Consider the following 17,809-nt stretch of genomic DNA (forward strand, 5'->3'; position numbering starts at 1 on the left):
CGGCTCGAGATGATCCGTTTACCGGCCCGGGGCGGGGGAAGTCGCCGTCGACGACGACAACCCGGGAGGATCCGATGAGCCAGCAACCGGACCAGACGCAGGACCAGCCGATCGAGCGGGGTGCGGCCGAGGACGCCTCCGGCGTGCCGGTCACACCGACCGACATCGAGGCGAGCCGCAAGCCGCCGATCGAGCCCCGTGACCCGCAGGCTCGCCCGCAAACCGACAGGGACGCGGACTGAGCCTCCCCGCGCGGCCTGGCGTCAGGCGCGGCGCCACTTCTGGTTGGCGCCGCCGACGCAGGTCCACAGGTGCAGGAGGGCGCCGTTGTCGGGTTTCCACTCGGCGATGTCGACGCACTTGTTGGCCTGGGGGTTGACCAGGTCGCCGGCGGCGGTCAGGACGAACTGCTGGGCCGCGGTGCCGTTGCAGGTGTAGATCTGGAGGGCGGCGCCGTCGGTGGTGGCGCCGCCGTCGACGTCCAGGCACTTGCCGTTCTCGGTGCGCAGGGTGCCGTCGACGAACTGCCATTTCTGGTTGGTGCCGTCGGTGCAGTCCCACACGTGCACGCGCTGGCGGTCGGCGAAGTTCCAGTTCGGCACGTCGACGCACTTGTTGTTCCAGTTGCTGACGATGCGGCTGGTGGTCGCCTCGGGCGTACCGCCGGGGGTGCAGGTGTTGTCGGCGGTCACGGTGTCGGTGTGGGTGGTGCCGGCCGCCCGGAAGGCGTTGACCCGGGCCGTGGCCTCGGCCGGGGTCAGCACCTGCTTCTTGGCGTGGAACACGTAGTCGACGTTCTCCTGCCAGACGCTGGTGCCGCCGGCGGTGTGCCCGGTGAGATCGATGAACCACTGGTTGAAGTCGATGGACATGTTCTGCCGGGGGTAGAACTTGTCGCCGTGGGTGCCGACGAGCTGCCCGTCGATGTAGTAGCGGATCTGCCCGCCACCGACGGTGGCCATCACGTCGCGCCAGCCGGCGATGCTGCGGTTCTGCTTGCTGTACTGCCGGTCGGCCACCCACGGGTCGGCCTGGTAGGTGTACCAGCTGGTCTGGAAGTTCGTCGGCCCGCTCTCGCCCCAGCCGCCGTTCGGCAGGTACTCGGAGAAGTCGAGCTCGCTGTAGATGGGGTCGAACGCGTACCGCAGCGGCGAGATCGTGTAGAAGGTCTGGTTCACGATGTCGCCGTCGGGCCCGGAGGCCGGCGTGTCGGCGAACTTGATCCGGGCGTAGTAGGTGCCCTCGAGGAAGCGCCGGTCCGGCAGCGACATCTCGGCGTGCGTGGTGCCGGCGGCGGTGCCGTTCGTGGTGGCCTGCAACCGGGCCACCTTCTGGCCGTCGACCACCGGGAAGGAGACGTTGCCGGCTGACCAGGTGGCGCCGGGCACGCCCGGGCCGCCCGCGTTGGTGCGCACGCTCCAGCCGCGCTGGTTCAGGGCGGGATCGGAGGACGAGCTGTACGAGAAGTCGTCGAAGAGCACGCCGCAATTCACGGCGGCCATCGAGGGCTGAGCCGCGGCGACACCGGCGGCGGAGAGGGCGGCGGCCGCGAGGAGAGCGGTCACGCCGAGCAGGGCACGTTTCATCGATCAGGACTCCTTGGGGGCGAGGAGGTTCCCAGCATCACGGTCAGGTCGACACCCGTCAATGAATTTTTTTAGCTTTGCCCGTCCGGGCAAGAAAATTATTACCGGCCCGTACGGTGTGCCGTGTGACGACGATTCTTTCGGGGCCAAGGCTGATCGTTCGCCGAATGAGTGGGGACGACCTGGCGGACTTCATGGCCTACCAGGGTGATCCGGTGGTCCGGCGGTTCCTGCCGGGTGAGCCGATGGACCCGGCGCGGGCCGCCGCCTACCTGACCGTGCAGGCCACGCTGGATGACGGCGTGCTGGACGACTGGCACGGATATGCCGTGGAGCACCGCGCCGAGGGGCGGATGATCGGCGACGTCGGGGTCTGGCTGCCGTCACGGCCGGAGGAGATCGCCGACGTCGGGTTCCAGTTCCACCCCGGCTTCCACGGCCAGGGCTACGCGCGCGAGGCGATGGAGCTCTTCCTGCCGTACGCCTTCGTGACGTTCCACCTGCGCGAGGTGACGGCGACCGCCGACGTGGCCAACTTGCCGTCCCGGGCCCTGATGCGGCGCCTCGGCATGCACCTGATCGCGGAGTCCGACCGAGAGGTCCGGTATGGCCTCTCCCGGGAAGTGGCCCCCTGATCAGGCCGGCGCCGCGACCAGGGCGGCGTCGGCGACCTGCAGCTGGAAGCCCTCGGACCGCCCGCCGACCTGGAACGTCAGCTCGGAGTGGTCGCTGGTCTTGGTGGCGACGAAGCGGTAGTGGTGCAGGCAGGTCTCCCGGTCGACGGAGACCTCGCGGTCGTAGGAGGGGTGGTAGGACGGCGGCCGGCTGTCCTGGACCCGGACCCGGATCGTGGTGGCGTGGTCGGCCGCGGCGGCGAAGGCCAGGACGTAGGAGCGGCCCTGGACCAGGGCGACGTCGCTCTTCACGATCAGGACATCGCCCGGGCGGGCGGTGCCCGCGGCGACGTCGGCCCGGAAGCGGCGGCCGTCGGTGCTGAGCGTGGCCGCCGTGTTGTCGTTGACCCACCAGGAGCCGGACTTCTTCCCTGCGGCGGGCAGGCGGAGGACGTCCTGCCCGTCCGGCACCGCCGTCCCCGGGGACACGCACACGTCGGGGACCTCGGCGCCGGGTTGCCCCTCCGCCGCGCCGGCCGGCGAGGTGTGCCGGCCCGTCCACCCCACCGTGCCGGCGATGCCGACGCCGAGACCGGCCAGGAAGACCCCGGCGACGAGGATCAGCGGGCGGCGAGGCGCCGGCCGGTCCGCCGGTTCGGGCAGTGGCGCCCCGTCCTTCTCCGGCGTCGCCAACGCCCGCCACCTCTCGCGCCAGCGGGCCACCTCGGCGGCGATCGACGGCTCGTCCCGGCCGTGGAAGCTGAGGCACGCCGCCACGTACGACTCAACGAACTCGAGCCTGGGCAGGCGGGGAAGCCGCTTGCCGGCGAGCACGTCGGAGGTCGTGCTGGGCGGCAGCGGGTCGGCCCGGCCCTCGTTGCGGGCGATCCGGCTCAGCTGCCGGAACGACGGGTCGCCGGCTTGCGTGCGCAGGTGGCGCAGTTCGGCCACGAAGTCTTCGGCGGAGCTGATCACGACATGCACCTTAATCGATCCATAAGGTGACGTCCGGCCCGTCCCGCACTGTCCGGAACAGTACGGACGACCTTCGGCAGTAGCCGGACGGCAACCCACATTGGTCCACTGTGCACGATCCGTACCAGCCGTGCGGTGACGCCTTCGACCGATGGGACGGACCGTGCGCGGACGCCGAACACTGAGCTTGCTGTTCTCGATGTCGCTCGCCGTCGGCGGGGCCGTGCCGCTGCAGCTGGCGGCCGAGCTCGAACGCGGACCGTCTCTGCTCGCGATGCTGTCGTCGCTGGGCGCCCACCTGAGATCCCCGCAACCGGTGGCGAGCAAACCTGTTCCCCAGCAACGGGACGGCGGTCCGCTGCGGGCCGATCCGGCCTCGTCCGACGCGACCCGGGCCGGCGGCGGCGCCGGGCGGGCGCCGGGCCAGGGCATCGGGGCGCTGCCGCCCGACCTGCCCGAGAAACGCACGGTCAAGAAGACCGTGGCCGGAGCGCGCAGCCTCGCCGCGGCCAACGTCGCCCCGCAGATCGACGCGCAGTCTCCGGCGAGCGGCGCCCCCGTGCCGACGCTGACGCCGGAGTTGCTGGCCGCCGGCAGCGACCCGGACGGCAGCCCGTCCGCCCTCCGATACTCGTTCACCGTCTACGACGCCAACGCGGCCGTCGTCGCCCAGTCGGGGTCCATCACCGCCCGTGGCTGGACGGTGCCGGCCGGCGTGCTGCGCTGGGGCAAGACGTACGCCTGGACGGTGACCGCCACCGACGGCGCCGCCACCAGCACCTCCCAGCAGCTCAACAGCCTGCTGCCGCGCTTCCCGCAGTCGCTGATCACCACCGGCCTGTCGCAGAACGGCGGCCGCGGCTTCGACCCCGACACCCGCAACTACACGACCACGGTCACCGACCGGACGGTGCCCACGGTCGGTCCGGCTCTCGCGCTGGAGCGCTTCTACACCACCCTGGACGTACGCCGTGACACCGCCTTCGGCGCGGGATGGTCCAGCTTGCTCGACGCGAAGGCCACCGAGGCCCGCGACCGGGCCGGAACCCTGCAGGGCGTGGTGGTGACCTACCCGAACGGGCAGGAGGTCGGCTTCGGCCGCAACCCGGACGGGGCGTACGTCGCGCCGGCCGGCCGGTTCGCCACGTTCACCGCGATCAGCGGCGGCTACAAGCTGGTCGACAAGGACGGCACGGCGTACACGTTCACCCTGTCCGCCGGCGCCGGGCAGTACCGGGTCACCGCCATCACGGACGTCCAGAACCGGGCCCTGACCTTCCAGTACGCCAACGGGCGGGCCGAGTCGGTGACCGCGGCTTCCGGCCGCCGGCTGTGGATCGACTGGCGGCAGACCGGCTCCGGCCGCTGGCACGTGCTCTACGTCAGCACCGAGCGGCTCGACCCGGACGACCCGGAGACCAGCTTCACCCACGAATACCACTACGGGCCGGACGACGAGCTGAGCAAGGTCTGCCCGCCCGGCAACGACGGCAAGTGCACGGTCTACGAGCACACCTCGGCCTCGCAGCATCCGTCCATCGTGGCCAACGCGGGCCCGCAGTCGTACTGGCGGCTGACCGAGACGTCCGGCCCCACGGCGGCCAGCGCGGTCGTGGCCAACCAGGGCGTCGACAACGCCGGCTACACCGACGTCACGCTCGGGCAGCCGGGGCCGCTGGCCGGCGCCACCGCCACCTCGGCCGGCTTCAACGGGACGTCGTCGCGCGTGGAGTTGCCGGCGAAGCTGGACGCCGCTACGGGCGTACAGTCAATCGCCCTGTGGTTCAAAGCGAACCCGGGTGACCGTGGCGTCTTGTTCGGCTACTCGGCCGATCCGATCACCAAGGCCACCACGAGCAGCCACTACACGCCGGCCCTCTACATCGGCGACAGCGGGAAGCTGCACGGCAGCTTGTGGACCGGCACGAAGACGACCATCGCCACCACCGGCGCGGTCAACGACGGCAACTGGCACCACGCCGTGCTGGTCGCCGGGGCGAGCAAGCAGTGGCTCTACCTCGACGGGGCCGAGGCCGGCACCAAGACCGCGGCCGTGAGCATCGCCGGGCTGACCGGCAGCAGCCGGCGCTACCTGGGGGCCGGCTTCGGCGGCGGCGGGTGGCCGGACCAGGCGGCGACGACGGCCACACCGAGTTTCTTCAAGGGCTGGCTGGCCGAGGCGGCCCGGTTCGACCGGCCGCTGACCGCCGACGAGATCGCCACCATGCACCGCGCCGGCACCACCAACTCGCACCCGGTCATCAGCATCCTGCGCCCGTCGGGCCACGCCACCACACGCATCTCGTACGACCGGGTCGACGGCACGGTCGACACCGTGACCGACACCAACGGCGGCGTGTGGAAGATGGGCAAGCCCACCGTCTCCGGCTCCAGCCAGGTCTATCAGGCCAGCGTGCTCAACGCCCGGCCCACCGACTACTGGCGGTTCGCCGAGTCGGGCACCTGGCGGCCGGTCAACCAGGTCATCGGCGGCGACGGCGCCCACTACAGCGACGTCGGCCTGGGCAACAGCGGCGGGCCGGTGGGCGACCCGGTCGCCCAGTTCGACGGCGAGGCCTCGTACGTCGCGCTCGGCGACGGCAACGTGCCGCAGTCCGGCCCCGTCTCGATCAGCCTGTGGTTCAAGATGAACGCGGGCGCGAACACCGGTGGCGTCCTCTACTCGTTCCAGTCGCACGAGATCTGGAACGACCCCGACGAGGACACCGACGAGTGGGTGCCCGCCCTCTACGTCGGGCGTGACGGCAAGCTGCGCGGCCAGTTCTGCTACTGCGACGGCGCCACCCCGATCACCACCGGCGGCACCGTCAACGACGGCCAGTGGCACCACGTCGCGCTGGCCGCCGGGACCGGCAGCACCACGATGTACCTCGACGGCAACCCGGCCGGCACGGTGAACCGGACCGTCGAGACGAGCGACGCCTGGAACCCGTACGTCGGCGCCGGCACCACCCTGAACTGGCCGTCGGCGGCCACGGACAGCACCAACGGCTTCTTCCCGGGCTACCTGGCCGAGTTCGCCTACTACAAGTCGGAGCTGTCGGCCGGGCAGGCCGCCGCCCAGTTCGCCGCCCGCGCCAACTCGGCCGGCGAGCCGGTCAAGAAGGTCATCACGGTCGACCCCAACGGCAAGTGGCTGACCGACGTCTACGAGCTGCCCGAGAACCGCAAGGTCTCCTCGACCGACGCGCTCAACAAGACCACCAGGTTCGGCTACGACACCGGCGGTTTCCTGCGCACCACGACCGACCCCAACGGCCACGTCACCACCGAGGAACACGACGTCCGGGGCAACGTGGTGTCGTCCTCCACCTGCCAGAACAAGGCCGCCGGGAAATGCTCCACGGTCTACTTCACCTACTACCCGGACGCCACGTCGACCACGCTCACCCCGGACCCGCGCAACGACGTCATGCTGACCCTGCGCGACGGCCGGTCCTCCTCGGCCACCGACAACCGCTACCTGACCACGATGACGTACGACGCCAAGGGCAACCGGACGGCGGTCACCGACCCGCTCGGCCGGGTCACCAGGACCACATACTCCGACGGCACCGGGACCGCCGTCGGCGGTGGCCTGGTCCCGGCCGGGCTGCCGACCGCGGTCACCACCCCGGGCGGCGCGCGGCGCAGCGTCGCGTACTACCGCAACGGCGACGTGGCCTCGGTGACCGAGCCCACCGGCAAGGTGACCTCTTACGTCTATGACCTGGCCGGGCGCGTCACCGACCAGACGGAGAAGACGTCGAGCTTCCCGAACGGGCTGGTCACCAGCTTCGGCTACGACGAGCTGAGCCGCATGATCTGGCAGGTCGATCCGCCGGTCACCAACAAGGTCACCGGGGTGAAGCACACGGCGTCGACCTCGATGGCCTACGACTCCGACGGCTTCCTGGTCGAGCAGCACGTCCAGGACACCACCGGTGGCGACGCGCCTCGCACGGTCTTCTACGCCTACAACGAGCACGGCCAGCAATCCACCGTGACCGACGCGTCCGGCCAGGAGAGCCACTACACGTACGACCTTCTCGGCAACATCGCCACCGAGACCGCACCGGACGGTGGTGTGACCCGCAACGGCTACGACCTCAACGGGCACCTGACCAGCACCACCATGGCCGTCTGGACCGGCGACCCGAACAACCCGTCGCCGGCCCGGGACCTGACGGTCAACACGAAGACCTATGACCCGGCCGGCCGGCTCGCGTCGGACATCGACGCGATGAACTGGGTGACGGCGTACACGTACACCGACAACGGGCTGACCGCCACGATTACCCGCCGCGACCCGGCCACCGGGGCGTCGTTCGTCCAGGAGGACAACGAGTACGACGCGGCCGGGAACCTGGTCTCCCGGAAGACCAACAACGGCGTCACGCTCACCAATTACGCCGTCGACGCCGCCGGGCGCAACACCTCGTCCACGCTGGACCCGGGCGGGGTCAACCGTGTCACGCAGAACGAGTACAGCGACGACGACACCCTGCTGGCCACCAACCGGCGGGTCGGCACCGGCGCCGTCGAGGAGCGGCTGGCCTACGCCTACGACGCCGCCGGCAACCAGATCTCCGAGTCGCTGTGGCTGGCCGGCGCCGACCGGGCCGCCCGGTGGCGGCTCGACGAGCTCACCGACGGCCGGGCCGCCGACGACGTCGGCAACGGCGCTCTCACCCCTTCCCCCGGCGTCACCTTCTCCACCGAGCGCGGCGGCGCCGCCGTGCTCAACGGCACCGATGGCCGGCTGACCAGCTCGGCGTCCCCGGTCGACAGCAGCCGCAGCTTCACCGTCGCGGCCTGGGTCAAGCTGAGCGCGACCGGCAAGACCGCCCAGGCGGTCAGCGCCGACGGCGTCAAGCAGAGCCCGTTCCAGCTCCGCTACGACGCCCCCACCAACCGGTGGCAGTTCATCACCAGCCAGTACGACAGCGCCGCACCCGGCTCTGTCTCCTCCACCTCCACCTCGACGCCGGCCACCGGCGCCTGGACCCATCTGGCCGGCGTGTACGACGCGGGCGCACAGACGATGCGGTTCTACGTCAACGGAACCCTGCAGGACACCGACTCCGCCGCCCACCCGTTCGCCTCCTCCGGCGGCATGACCGTCGGCGCGGGCCGGTGGAACGGCGCCGTCACCGACTTCTGGCCGGGCCAAGTCGACGACGTCCAGCTCTACCAGAAGGCCTTGACCGCCTCCGAGGTCACCGCGACCCGCGACGGCAACGGTCCCGGCGGCGACGCCCGGGTCGTGCGCACCTCCTACCGGGTCGACGAGGGCGGCTTCGTCCGCGCCGCCACCGACCCCAACGGCGACACCACCGACTACACGTACGACGAAGCCGACCGGCGCACCGTCGCCGTCGCCCCGGCCACCTCGTACGAGACGGGCGGCAGCACCCCGGCCCGCGGCCGAGCCACCACCACCACCGGCTACAACACCTTCGGCAACACCGTCGAGCAACTCGACCCGGCCGGGCATCGCACCACCCACGTCTACGACGCCGCCGACCGGCTGACCGAGAGCCGGCTCGACAGCTACCTACCGCCCGGCGCCAGCACCGCGGTCGTGCCCCGCACGACGCGTACCTACGACGAGCTGGGCCGTCTGCGCACCGTCACCGACGCCCTGCAGCGCACCATCAGCTACGCCTACGACCAGCTCGGCCGGATGACGGCGAAGACCGAACCCGGCGGCGCCGTCACCCGGCACGCCTACAACCTGATCGGCGACCCGATCTCCAGCACCGCCGCGAGCGGCGCGGTCAGCACCGCCACCTACGACTACCTGGGCCGGATGCTCACCAGCACCGAGGTGGTCCGGCAGGACAACACCAACTACACGACCAACTACGGGTACGCACCGGGCGGGTGGCCCGCTTCGACGCGCTCCCCGGCCGGGGTGACCGCCTCGAGGACCTTCAACGCCACCGGTCAGGTGGTCTCCACCACCGACGGCGCGAACAGCGTCACGAAGCTCTACTACGACGCCCTGGGCCGCCAGGACGTCACCATCCTGCCCAACGGCACCGAGCTGGGCACCGCCTTCGACAAGGCGAGCCGGCCGGTCGAGACCTGGGAGCTCGACCCTCAGGGCGACTACCTGGCCGGCACGTTCGCCGAGTACGACCTCGCGGGCCGCACCACGGCGACGATCGACGAGCGCGAGACCCGCACGACCTACACCTACGACGCGGCCGGCCGGCTCACCTCCCAACGGCAGCCGGTGTCGGCGAGCCAGGCCATCCAGACCAGCTTCGGCTACGACCTGCTGGGGAACCGGACCCGCTTCACCAATGGGCGGGGTAACGCGTTCCTCACCACGTACAACAGCCTGAACCTGCCCGAATCGGTGATCGAGCCGTCGACCACCCGCTATCCCAACCCGGCCGACCGCACCTTCACCCGGATCTACGACGCAGCCGGCCAGGTGGTCGCCGACCGCTCCCCCGGCAGCGTCACCACCAGCTACGAATACGACGACCGGGGCCACCTCACCCGGCAGGCCGGCACCGGCGCCGAGGCCGCCACCGCCGACCGGGTCCTCGGCTACGACCCCGACGGCCGGCTCACCTCCGCCTCCGCCCCCGGCGGGACCAACACCTTCACCTACGACGACCGAAGTCGGCTGCGCTCCACCAACGGGCCGTCCGGCGCCGCCACCTTCACCTACAGCCCCGACGGCAAACCGGTCTCGCGGGCCGACGCCGCCGGCACCACCAACTACACGTACGACAGCGCCGGGCGCCTCGGCACCGTGACCAACCCAGCGGCGGCCCTGTCCGCCTCCGTCAGTTACAACAACCTGTCGCAGCCCACCGCCATCCGCTACGCCGGCGGCAACACCCGGACCTTCGAGTACGACACCTTCCGGCGCCTGTCCCGCGACCAGATGCACACCCCGGCCGGGGCCGAGATTGCCGCCATTGACTACCTGTACGACGTCGCCGGCGACCTCACCGACAAGATCAGCACCGGTTTCGGCGGCACCACCCGCAACGCCTACCGGTACGACCTGGCCGGCCAGCTCACCTCGTGGGACAACGGCGTCACCAAGACGACCTACGAGTACGACCTGGCCGGCAACCGCACCAAGATCGGCAATCGCACGCTGACCTATGACGCGCGCGACGAGCTGATGGCGTCCAGCGACGGGACTCAGTACGAGTACACCGCGCGCGGCACACTGGCCCGGACGATCAGCGCCGGCTCCACCGTGGCCACCAGCGCCGACGCCTTCGGCCAGATCGTCAGTCAGCAGGCCCCCAACGGCCAGACCCAGACGTACGGCTACGACGCGCTCGGCCGGGCGATACGCGCCGGCTTCAGCTACTCCGGACTCGGCAACGACCTGGCCTCCGACGGCGTCTCCACCTACATCCGCGACCCGTCCGGCGACCTGTTCGGGACGGTCAGCGGCGGCGCCGCCCGCTACTCCTGGACCGACCAGCACAGCGACCAGGTCGCCCAGTTCACCAGCACGGGCGCCACGCTGACCGGCTCGGTCACGTACGACCCGCTCGGCAAGGTCCTCAACCGCACCGGCATGACCGGATCGCTCGGCTACCAGCAGGAGTGGACCGACACCAGCACCGGCCGCGTCAACATGCTGGCCCGCTGGTACAACCCGGACACCGGCCAGTTCGACTCCCGCGACTCGGTGGCGAACAGCCCGGTGGGTAGCCCTGTGTCGGCCAACCGGTTCGCCTACGCGAACAACTCGCCGCTACTTTCCACCGATCCCACGGGGCACTGCCTGGGGTGCTTCATCGCGGACCCGATCGGCACACTCAAGATCCTCAAGCTGCAGGCCGAGAAGGCAGCTACGAAAGCCCTGAACTGGGTCGCGTCGTTCCGCAACCAGGTCAAGGGCTCCGGACGGGTGGGACCGTACCAGTCGAAGGCCACGCAGCCCCTGTCGACCGCCACCACATTCCTCGCGCAAACCTACGACAAAGCCAAGAACGTCAAGAAAGAGATCGAGAAGAAGGCCAAGCAAGCGGGCAAGGCCATCGTCACCACGACGACGAAGGTGGTCACCGACCCGGTCGGAGCAGTCCGCGACGGCAAGAAATGGGTCGAGAAGAACGCCGACACCATCCTCGAGGTAGCCGCGTTCGCCACCGCCATCGTCGCCGGCTCGGCCTGCACGCTGCTCTCCGGCGGAACGGCCATCGCCCTGTGCGTCGTCGGCACCGCCGCGATCATCAACCTGGCCAAGGACGCCGCCCAGGGCGACATCAAGAACTACGGCGACGCGTTCCAATCCCTGGGCACCGGAGCCATCACCGGCGTGACGAACCGCTTCGGCGGTCAGTTCCTCTCCCGCTTCGGCGGCCCGCTGATGACGCGCGTCACCTCCAACGTCTTCGGCCGCATGGTCACGGAGCGAGGCGGCGACGCCGTCTCCTCCGGCATCGGCGACGCCGCCTCCCAGTTCCTGAACACCGGCACCGTCAACGTCCGCGACGTCTTCGTCAACGCCGCCATCGACGGCCTGATGCCCGGCAGCTTCCGCCGAGGCTCCAAGGGCGACGGCACCACCCCGAGCATCACGTCAGGCAGCCGGCCGGGCGGCTCGCCCCGCGACCTGGACGCGGCACGGGCGAGCTCCACCCGGCCTGCCTCCTCCGCTGGTGACGGTACGCCGCCACCCGGGAGCGCTCGGAACACGTCAAGTTCCAGCGGTTCTTGCCCGGCCGGGCGGGGCAACAGCTTCTCCCCCGAGACTCGGGTACTGATGGCCAACGGCGCCACTAAGCCGATCAAGGACATCAAGGTCGGCGATCAGGTCCGGACCACCGACCCAGCCAGCGGCCTGACCGGCACCCGCAAGGTCACCGCGGTCCACGTCAACCACGATCGCGCCCTGACCGACCTCAAGGTCCGCACGAAGAACAACCGCTCGGCGCTGATCCACACCACTCAGCACCACGAGATCTGGAACTCCACCACCGGGACGTGGGACGACGCCGGCTCGCTGCGCGCCGGAACCGAACTGCACGCTTTCGACAACCGCTCGACCGTGCTCGACAAGCGCAACTTCACCGCCGTTCGGGACATGCACGACCTCACGGTCGACGAGCTCCACACGTACTACGTGCTCGCCGACGACACACCGGTCCTGGTGCACAACTGTGGGGCCACCCAGGTCGGGTACGGCGACGACAACTTGAGCCGGATCGCCATCCAAGCTCGCACGGACAACAACTGGTATAACGGTCGCAATGTCTCTGTGTACCAGTATGAGGATGCCGACGGAACGCTCCAGCACCTGGCGGTACAGAGCGCGGGACGCCATGCGGAGCGACGGGCCAAGGATGCGTTGGAGGCGCAAGGGCTGAGCATGAGCTCGGTCAAGCAGATCTACACCGAACTGGAGCCTTGTGGACCCGATTACCACAACTGCAACGCTTGGCTTGGTGCCAACGCTCCCGGCGTGCCAGTCACATACAGCTTCGGTTACGGGCCCGACAGAGCAGGTAGAAAAGAAGGCATTAATGGTCTCCGAAGAGCAGTCAACGGAATCCGGAACGGCCTGTTCGAGTAAAACCGCCCAAGGGAGGACAGACAGATGAGCGCTGAATGGCTTCCGTACAGCGTCCCCCTCCTACGGCGGATCGGAGTCGAGGCAAACGCGGTAAGGGCACTGGGCGGCCGTGGTCTACCAACTGACACATATCAGATGTTCTCCCGGGTTCCCAGACGCGAACTGGGAACCAGAGAACTTCCGGCCTGCGGAGTGGCAGCATTCCTTGGACAGCATGAGGATGGCCTGAACACGTACTGGGTATCAGTCGCGGACGGTTCGGTGTGGATTCTTCGTGGCTACGACGGCGGTGGCCAGAGAGTCGACCGGATCAATTCGTCCGTCGCGGGCCTGCAGGGAGTATTGGCCGCCTGGGATGAATTCATCGGATCCGGCGTCTATGAGGACGACCCCACATACGACGGTCTGGTCGCCGACGCGATCGACCGGGCTCGACGCGCAGACCAAGAAGCCTTCGAGGACGAGGAGTCTTGGTGGTCGATCGTGTTCGAGGAGGTGGAGAACGGCGTTCTGGCCCCGGAGTGATCGAAGCCGGCGTCTTCGGATCTTCGCCCTCGTCACCGTCTACCTCACCGGCGGATCGATCTACGCCCGTCCAAGGTCACCGGTCGGCTCAGACAGCGCTGGTCAGATAATCGGCCCAGCCGCCCCGTGGAGCTTGGCCGACGGGGAGGGTGTGCAGGCGCCGGAGGAGAGCGGCGTTCTGGGCTTCGAGCCAGGTGATGAGCTGGCGGAAGGAGACGAAGCGGACGTTGGGGTGCTGGGCCATCGCTCGGGCGGCGTCGGTGACGGCGTCCATGTAGATGCCTCGGTTCCAGGACTCGAAGTGGTTGCCGATGATCAGCGGGGCGCGGTTGCCGTGGTAGGCGCGGCGGAAGCCGGCCAGGTAGGCGTCTCGGGCCTGGGTCTTCCAGGCCTGGTGGCGTGAAGGGTCGCCGTGGGGGGTGCCCGACTGGTTGAACATGATGTTGTAGTCCATCGAGATGACCTCGAAGGTGTGGCCGGGGAACGGGATGCTCTGCATGGGGATCTGCCAGAGGCCGTTCTTCCACTGGCGGGGCCAGACCTGGGTGCCGGTGCCGGAGCTGTCGTACTTCCACTTCTGGATTCGGGACGCCTTCAGCAGGTTCTTCTGGCCCTCCAGGCAGGGGGTGCGGCCGCCGATCAGCTCGCGCGCGTAGTCGAACGGCAAGGTGGACAGGTCGGTGAAGCCGGTGTTGGTGCGCCAGTTCCGGACGAACGACACCGCCTGGCTGATCTCGCTGTCCCAGTCGGACGGGGACCATTGTGAGACGCCGCCGGGGCCGCAGAAGTGGCCGTTGAAGTGGGTGCCGATCTCGTTGCCGGCCCGCCAGGCCGGGCCGAGCTGGCCGATCGTGCCGTGCACGGATTTGTCGGAGAACCAGCCGATGGCGGAGGCGCCGACCGGGTGCCGTGGCGGGTGGTAGAGCATGCGCTTCGACTTCGGCAGGGTGTAGAGGCCGGTCAGGAAGAACGTCATGTTGCCGTGCAGCTCGTCGGCGAGCGTCCGGAAGCGGGTGAACAGGTCGGCCCGCCCCGAGCCGTCCCAGGAGAAGACGACGAACTGGGGCGGCTCCTCGCCCGGACCGAGCGGCCGGGCGACCGGTTGGTGCGGCTGCGGGCCGGTGTCGCTGGTGCTGCCGTCCCCGATGAGTCGGGGCCGGGGCGACGAAGAGGAGGGTGCGGCCGTGGGAGAGGGCGGGGCGGGCGGCCGGGAGACGGCCCGGGTCGGGCCGCAGCCGGCCAGCGCCGCCGCACCCGCCGCCCCGAGCAGAACCCCTCTTCTACTGATCATGCCCTGACGCTAAGGAAGCGGCGGCCGCCCCGAATCCCTGGAATGTGCCAGACCGTCACCCGAGGATTTTCAGGAGCCGTTCGGCCAGGGCCGCCGCCGAGTGGGGGTTCTGGCCGGTGAGCAGGTTGCGGTCCTCGACGATGTAGGGCTCCCAGACCGGGCCGCGGCTGAACTGGACGCCGACCTTGTCCTTCAGCTCGTCCTCGAGGAGCCACTGGCAGCGGGAGGCCAGGCCCACCGCCTCTTCCTCCTCGTTGGTGAAGCAGGTGACGTGGTAGCCCTTGAACGGGGACTCACCGTGGATCCGGGTGGACAGCATCGCCGCCGGGGCGTGGCACACGATCGCGAGGGGCTTGCCCGAGGCGAGCGCCGCCGTCAGCAGGCGGCCCGCGTCGGCGTCCACGGCCAGGTCCTGCATGGGGCCGTGGCCGCCGGGCAGGTAGACCGCGTCGTAGTCCTCGAGCCGGACGTCCGGCAGCCGCAGCGGGCGGCGCATCACCTCGGCCGAGCGGATGATGGCCTCGAGCTCGAGAGCTCCCTGCTCGCCGCCCGCCATCGACGGGCGCAGGCTCATCATGTCGACGTTCGGGGTCGTGCCGCCGGGCGTTGCGACCACCACGTCGTGGCCCGCTTCGGTCAGCGCCCGGTAGGGCATCGCGAACTCCTCGGCCCAGTAACCCGTCGCGTACCTGCTTCCGTCCTTCAACACCAGGTACGTCGCTCCTGAGACCACGAAAAGCACCTTCGCCATCACGTACTCCTTCGCTCGGGAGGCCGATCCGCCTCGCCCCCATCGTCGAGCGCCGGGGGGCCGGGCCGGACCGGTGAAACTCCCGGGGATCGGCGCGCCCGCACCCCGGCCAGGGTGCCGGGTCAGGGCCGGCGGAGCAGGCCGATCAGCAGGAGGGCGGCGCCGATCAGGCAGAGGACGGTGCGGGCGTGGTTGGCCGGGTTCCACCCGGCCAGGTAGTCCGGCCAGCTGATCGTCTCGGCGTCCAGGCGGTTGTTGAGGGGCACGTTGATCGCGACGGTGACGCCGAGCGCGCCCACGAAGGTCACGATCGCGCCGGTCAGCAGCCAGCCCGATCCCGCCTGCGACCAGGTGGTCAGCGCCCGCGCGATCACCGCGACGCACAGCGCCACAGTCCCGAAGAGGGCGATCAGCAGCGGCGGCCGTTGGGCGGTCACGTTGAGCGAGCGCATGGCGGCCGCGCCGGCCGGGTCGGGCAGGCGGCGCAGGCCGCTCATGACGAACGCGGAGAAGGCGAAGAACACGCCGGCCATCAGGCCGGCGCCGATCACGGTGGCGGCGGTGACAACTTCCCAGGTGCGAGTCATGAGTCCATGTCACCGCAGCCCGGCCTGGTGAGCCATGCCGCAGCCGCTCGAGGGCATAAGCCGGAGTCTTGTCGCTGACAACGAAGGACACGATCCGATACCAAGTGCCGACATTGATCATGATGAGTGGTTAAGGTCTCGCCAACGGTGGCCACTCGTCACCGCGTTTGCTCGTACCACATAGGACGAGGTGAATACGATGCGTGCGAATAGGTTCATCGCCGCGGCCGCCACCGCGGCGCTGGCGATCGGCGTGGCCGGCTGCGCCGACAGCGACCGTGACAACGGTGGCGACGAGGGCAAGGCCGCGACCGGTGGCACCTTCATCTTCGCGGGGGCCGGCGATCCGAAGAACTTCGATCCGATCTTCAACGACGACGGGGAGTCGTTCCGGCCGATCCGGCAGATGTACGACACCCTCGTGACCCACAAGCCGGGCACCGCCGAGCTCACCGGGGGCCTGGCCGAGAGCTGGGAGAACGACCCGACCGGCAAGGTGTGGACGTTCAAGCTGCGGCAGGGCGTCAAGTTCCACGACGGCTCGGCGCTGGACGCCACGGCCGTCTGCGCGAACTTCGACCGCTGGTACAACATGAAGGGCGAGGCCGCCCAGTCTCAGATGATCTACTACGCCGACGTTTTCGGCGGGTTCGCCGGCAACCCGGACGCCGTCTACGACAACTGCAAGGCGCAGGATCCGTCGACCGCGGTCGTGACGATGAAGAAGTACAAGGGCGCCTTCCCGGGCGCGTTCGCGCTCACCGCGTTCTCGATCGCCAGCCCGACCGCGCTCAAGCAGTACGACGCCGACAAGGTCACCCAGAACGGCGACTCGTTCGCGTACAGCGCCTTCGCGACCGAGCACCCGACCGGCACGGGCGCCTTCACCTACGGCGGCTGGAACAAGGCGACCGGCGAGATCACGCTGAACAAGAACCCGGACTACTGGGGCGACAAGCCCAAGGTCGACAAGGTGATCATCAAGATCATCAAGGACGAGAACACCCGTAAGCAGGAGCTGCGCGCGGGCACGGTCCAGGCGATCGACTTCCCGGCCCCGGCCGACCGCAAGGCGCTGGCCGACGAGGGCTACCAGGTGCTCAACCGGCCCGCCTTCAACATCCTCTACCTGGGCATCAACCAGAAGAACCCCAAGCTGAAGGACCTGCGGGTCCGCCAGGCGATCGCCTACGCGCTCAACCGGGCTCAGCTGGTGCAGACCAAGGGCCCGGGCGGCTCGACGGTGGCCGACGAGTTCATGCCGAACACGGTGCTCGGCTACGCCCCCGACGTGCAGAAGTACGACTACAACCTGGACAAGGCCAAGCAGCTGCTGTCCGAGGCGGGCGCGACCGGCCTGACCCTCAACTTCTACTACCCGACCGAGGTGTCGCGGCCGTACATGCCGAACCCGCAGGAGATCTTCACCGTGCTCGCCAACGACCTGCAGGCGGCCGGCATCAAGATCAATGGCGTGCCGCGGCCGTGGAACGGCGGCTTCAAGGACGACGTGCAGCAGTTCGGCAAGCAGGATCTGCACATTCTCGGCTGGACCGGTGACTACAACGACCCGGGCAACTTCGTCGGCACGTTCTTCGGCCGGGAGAAGCCCGAGTTCGGCGACGGGGCGATGACCGAGATGTTCACCGCCATCGGCAAGGCCGACGCCACCGTCGACCAGACGGCCAAGAAGGCGGCCTGGGAGCAGGTCAACCGCGACCTGGCCACCAAGTGGCTGCCGGCCGTCCCGATCTGGCACGGCCCGCCGGCCCTGGTCACCACCAAGAACGTCCAGGGCCTGGTGCCGAGCCCGCTCACCGCCGAGCAGTTCAACACCGTCTCGCTCACCAAGTAGGCCGCGTGGCCCGGACCGGTCACGGTCCGGGCCGCCCGATCTGAGAGGGACGCTGCTTTC

The 17,809-nt window shown here is 69.5% G+C and carries 10 protein-coding genes; 5 read left to right on the top strand and 5 right to left on the bottom strand.

Annotation, left to right across the window (positions count from 1 at the left end; genetic code table 11):
• The first annotated feature begins 74 nt into the window (after positions 1–74).
• Positions 75–242, top strand: coding sequence for a hypothetical protein (locus tag AB0J66_RS29285; RefSeq protein ID WP_364667205.1), 168 nt, complete (start codon positions 75–77; stop codon positions 240–242).
• Between the two features lie 21 nt (positions 243–263).
• On the opposite strand, the gene AB0J66_RS29290 is transcribed toward AB0J66_RS29285, so the two are convergent.
• Positions 264–1,586: a ricin-type beta-trefoil lectin domain protein gene (locus AB0J66_RS29290; protein WP_364667208.1), complete on the bottom strand. Its 1,323-nt coding sequence runs from the start codon at positions 1,584–1,586 to the stop codon at positions 264–266.
• Between the two features lie 125 nt (positions 1,587–1,711).
• On the opposite strand from AB0J66_RS29290, the gene AB0J66_RS29295 reads away from it, so the two are divergent.
• Positions 1,712–2,221 (top strand): GNAT family N-acetyltransferase, encoded by a 510-nt coding sequence (locus AB0J66_RS29295; protein ID WP_364667211.1) that lies wholly within the window; start codon positions 1,712–1,714, stop codon positions 2,219–2,221.
• On the opposite strand, the gene AB0J66_RS29300 is transcribed toward AB0J66_RS29295, so the two are convergent.
• Entirely contained in the window at positions 2,222–3,175 is a 954-nt protein-coding gene (locus AB0J66_RS29300) for a hypothetical protein (protein WP_364667213.1), read from the bottom strand.
• 163 nt (positions 3,176–3,338) lie between these two features.
• On the opposite strand from AB0J66_RS29300, the gene AB0J66_RS29305 reads away from it, so the two are divergent.
• Together AB0J66_RS29305 and AB0J66_RS29310 are read left to right on the top strand one after the other, a co-directional pair.
• On the top strand, positions 3,339–12,740 hold the full coding sequence (locus AB0J66_RS29305) for a LamG-like jellyroll fold domain-containing protein (RefSeq protein ID WP_364667216.1): 9,402 nt from the start codon (positions 3,339–3,341) through the stop codon (positions 12,738–12,740).
• A 24-nt stretch (positions 12,741–12,764) separates the two neighbouring features.
• Positions 12,765–13,265, top strand: a complete 501-nt coding sequence (locus tag AB0J66_RS29310; protein WP_364667218.1) for an SUKH-4 family immunity protein — start codon at positions 12,765–12,767, stop codon at positions 13,263–13,265.
• An 88-nt stretch (positions 13,266–13,353) separates the two neighbouring features.
• Here the strand turns inward: AB0J66_RS29310 and AB0J66_RS29315 are convergent, their stop codons facing one another.
• From AB0J66_RS29315 to AB0J66_RS29325, 3 genes are all read right to left on the bottom strand, one after another.
• A complete protein-coding gene (locus AB0J66_RS29315; RefSeq protein ID WP_364667221.1) occupies positions 13,354–14,556 on the bottom strand; it encodes a hypothetical protein in 1,203 nt (400 codons plus the stop codon).
• 55 nt (positions 14,557–14,611) lie between these two features.
• Entirely contained in the window at positions 14,612–15,307 is a 696-nt protein-coding gene (locus AB0J66_RS29320) for a type 1 glutamine amidotransferase domain-containing protein (protein ID WP_364667222.1), read from the bottom strand.
• Positions 15,308–15,429: 122 nt separating this feature from the next.
• Positions 15,430–15,894, bottom strand: a complete 465-nt coding sequence (locus tag AB0J66_RS29325) for an anthrone oxygenase family protein (RefSeq protein WP_364667225.1) — start codon at positions 15,892–15,894, stop codon at positions 15,430–15,432.
• 199 nt (positions 15,895–16,093) lie between these two features.
• Here AB0J66_RS29325 and AB0J66_RS29330 point away from each other — a divergent pair, with 199 nt between their 5' ends.
• Positions 16,094–17,749 (top strand): ABC transporter substrate-binding protein, encoded by a 1,656-nt coding sequence (locus tag AB0J66_RS29330; protein ID WP_364667227.1) that lies wholly within the window; start codon positions 16,094–16,096, stop codon positions 17,747–17,749.
• Positions 17,750–17,809: the final 60 nt, after the last annotated feature.

The organism is Actinoplanes sp. NPDC049598, assembly GCF_040675435.1.
Lineage (GTDB): Bacteria > Actinomycetota > Actinomycetes > Mycobacteriales > Micromonosporaceae > Actinoplanes.